Raw genomic sequence first — 3157 nt, forward strand, 5'->3', positions numbered from 1 at the left:
GCGGATCGACTGGTTGAACGTGGCCGTAACGGCGGCGCGAGAGATCGGCGATCGCCGTGGCGAGGGGAATGCGCTTGGCAATCTCGGCTTGGCGCATGCGGCTCTCGGGGATGCGCGGCGGGCGATCGAGTACCACGAGCGCGCACTGGAGGTCAGCCGAGAGATCGGCGATCGCCGTGGCGAGGGTGCAGCGCTCGGCAATCTCGGCAATGCGCATGCGGATCTCGGGGATGCGCGGCGGGCGATCGAGTTCTACGAGCAGCGTATTGAGATAGCGCGAGAGATCGGCGATCGCCGTGGCGAGGGGAATGCGCTCGGCAATCTCGGCTTGGCGCATGCGGATCTCGGGGATGCGCGGCGGGCGATCGAGTTCTACGAGCAGCACTTGGAGATAGCGCGAGAGATCGGTGATCGCCGTAGCGAGGGGAATGCGCTCGGCAATCTCGGCAAAGCCCATTTGGATTTTGGCGATTTTCGGCTAGCGATTGAGTTCCTTCAACAGCAACTGAAGAGTGCAAGACAGATCGGTAATCGTCGCGGCGAGGGTATTGCGCTTAGTAACCTCGGCAACGCGCATTCGGCTCTTGGGGATGCGCGGCGGGCGATCGAGTTCTACGAGCAGCATCTGAACATTGCGAGAGAGATCGGAGGTGGCCGTGGCAAGGTGAACACGCTCGTCAACCTCGGCTTGGCGCATGTGCATCTCGGAAATATGCAGCAGGCGATCGAGTTTCTAGAGGAGGCGCTCGTCGTTGCTCGGAAAAATAGTGATCGCATTGGCGAGGCGAATGCTTTGAGCAGTCTCGGCAATGCGCATCTGAATATTGGCTATGCGCGCTATGCGCTTAAGCTCTCCGAACAAAGCTTGGACCTAAGCCGGGAGATCTGCCATCGCCAGCTTGAGACGAAGGCGCTTCTCACTCTCGGAAGAGTTCATTTGAAACTTGGGAACGCGCGGCGGGCGATAGAGCTCCATGGGCAGCACTTGGAGATAGCGCGAGAGATCGGTGATCGCCGTGGCGAGGGGAATGCGCTTGGCAATCTCGGTGTGGCGCATGCGGCTCTCGGGGAGGCGCGGCGGGCGAACGAGCTCCTGTCCGCCGCGCGAGAGATCTTCGCGGAGATCGATGCCCAACATCTTGTCAGCCAGACGGACAGACTGATTGCTCAACTCATGGAACAAACCTGATTTTCAAAGGAGCGCGCTATGTCTGAAACATTTCTCGCTGTAGTCGCGATCCTTATTCTCGCCGCGGCGGTAGTCTGGATGCTCCGAGATCGGGTCAGGGTCTTCCAACTGGTCCTGAAAGGTTTGGGGCTCGAAGGATCGGTGAAGGTGGAGAGCGGCGAGACACCGTCTCTCCCGTCCACTCCTGATACCAAGCTGCAGGCAACATCAACCGATGCGACCCCGGTGCAGAACGGCAACATTGTTGTCGCGGGCGAACGAGGGGTGGCTGCCGGCGGAAACATCTCCGGACCGATCGTCACTGGAGACAACAGCATCGCGACTCCCACTGCTCCCAAGCGGGATTGAATGGTGGTGGCGATCACCGACCCAATCCAAGCAGCGCTTGATCGTCTGCTGTCTGGCCGGGCTGAGGTCACCGATCAAGCCGTGCTGCGCGAGGCGATCGCGTCGGGAACGCTCATCGTGGCACGTGGTGACAGGTCCGTAGCGCTCGGCGGTGATGCCACGGGAGCCGTTTTCGTGACCGGCGACGGCAATGTGGTGATGCATCTGGATGCGTCCGGCTTGGGCGTGATCGATGCGCTTTTGATGGCGCAGCATGGCAATCGTCTTCATCAACTTCCATCGGACGCGCCTGACTTCCAGGGACGGCCGGTTCAGGTCGATCGCCTGCTGGCCTTGCTGGAGGGCGATGACGGGCGGGCTGTGATCACCGCTTTGGACGGGATGGGCGGTCTCGGCAAGACGGCGCTGGCAGTGCATGTGGGGCACCGGTTGAGGGCGCGCTATCCCGATGGGCAGTTGTTCGTCGACCTTGCCGGTACCAGTCGGTCGCCGCTCGACCCGGCTGGCGCGATGACGCAGGTGATCCGTAGCTTCGCTCCAGCTGCGCAACTGCCCGATACCCTTGAGGCGTTGGCGCCCTTGTATCGCAGTGTGCTGGATGGCAAGCGGGTGCTGGTGGTCTTCGACAATGCTGCGGAGAGTGGGCAGGTGGCCCCCTTGGTTCCGCCTTCGACCTGCGGGGTGATCGTCACATCGCGCCGGCCGGTGGCCCTGCCGGGGGCGGAACGGGTCGAGCTGGATCTCATGGCGCCTCAGGAGGCGCGGGCGCTCTTGCAGTCGATCGTCGGGCCGGATCGCGCCGGCGAGGGTGTACTGGACCGGATAGCGGCTTTGTGCGGCTATCTGCCCTTGGCGCTGCGGGTGGCGGGGTCGTTCCTGCGGATCAATCGCCTGTGGTCCATCGAGGACTACGCGGCAGCCTTGTCGGACGAACGCGAGCGGTTGACGCGGATGGCCCTTGAGGGGGACCCGAAGTTGAACGTGCTGGCATCGATGGCGCCGAGCCTGCAGACGCTGCGGCAGGACCATCCACAAACGGCGGATCTGTGGCATCGCCTAGCGGTGTTCGAAGGGGACTTCGCCCTGGACGCGGCCGCAGCAATATGGGCGGTGGAATTGGCGGACGCGCGCGATCAGATGCAGCGGCTGGTCACCTGGGCCATGGTCATGGCCGATCCGCAGACCGCGCGGTTTCAGTTGCACGACCTGATGCGGGACCTGGCGCTGGGGCATGTACCTGACGACGCCGGTATCTCGCTGCCGGAGGATCTGGAGGGTTCACTGTCTGCGTCACGAAGGATGCATGCCGAGCATTATGCCGGCGTGCTGGTGCGAGCAGACAGCACTTTCCTGGAGGGTGGCGCGAACGTCCTGTCGGCCCTCATGCACTTCGACGGTGAACGGCCGAACATCGAAGCCGGTTATGGCTGGGCGTTTGAGCATCGAGACGTTGATGCGCAGGCCGCGCAGCTTTGCATGGCCTATCCATTAGCTGGCGCCAATGTTCTTAGGCTGCGCCAACCGGTCTGGGAACGGATCGAGTGGTTGAGCGCGTCCGTAACGTCGGCGCGAGAGATCGGCGATCGCCGTGGCGAGGGTGCAGCGCTCGGCAATCTCGGC

At 62.9% G+C, this 3157-nt stretch carries 3 protein-coding genes (1 of these 3 cut by a window edge); all 3 read left to right on the top strand.

The features are described from left to right. A protein-coding gene (locus G578_RS28165; protein ID WP_051243915.1) for an ATP-binding protein crosses the window boundary here: on the top strand, positions 1–1189 show its 3' end. 1535 nt of this gene lie to the left of the window's left edge; only the last 1189 of its 2724 coding nucleotides appear in the window; its start codon lies off the left edge, out of view; it ends in the stop codon at positions 1187–1189. Positions 1190–1207: 18 nt separating this feature from the next. Then, on the top strand, positions 1208–1537 hold the full coding sequence (locus G578_RS29840; RefSeq protein ID WP_028793194.1) for a hypothetical protein: 330 nt from the start codon (positions 1208–1210) through the stop codon (positions 1535–1537). A 6-nt stretch (positions 1538–1543) separates the two neighbouring features. After that, positions 1544–3157: NB-ARC domain-containing protein (locus G578_RS28170; protein WP_245565556.1), on the top strand; the 1614-nt coding region annotated here is incomplete at its 3' end.

It is taken from the genome of Thalassobaculum salexigens DSM 19539 (assembly GCF_000423805.1).
In the GTDB taxonomy this organism is placed as follows: domain Bacteria; phylum Pseudomonadota; class Alphaproteobacteria; order Thalassobaculales; family Thalassobaculaceae; genus Thalassobaculum; species Thalassobaculum litoreum.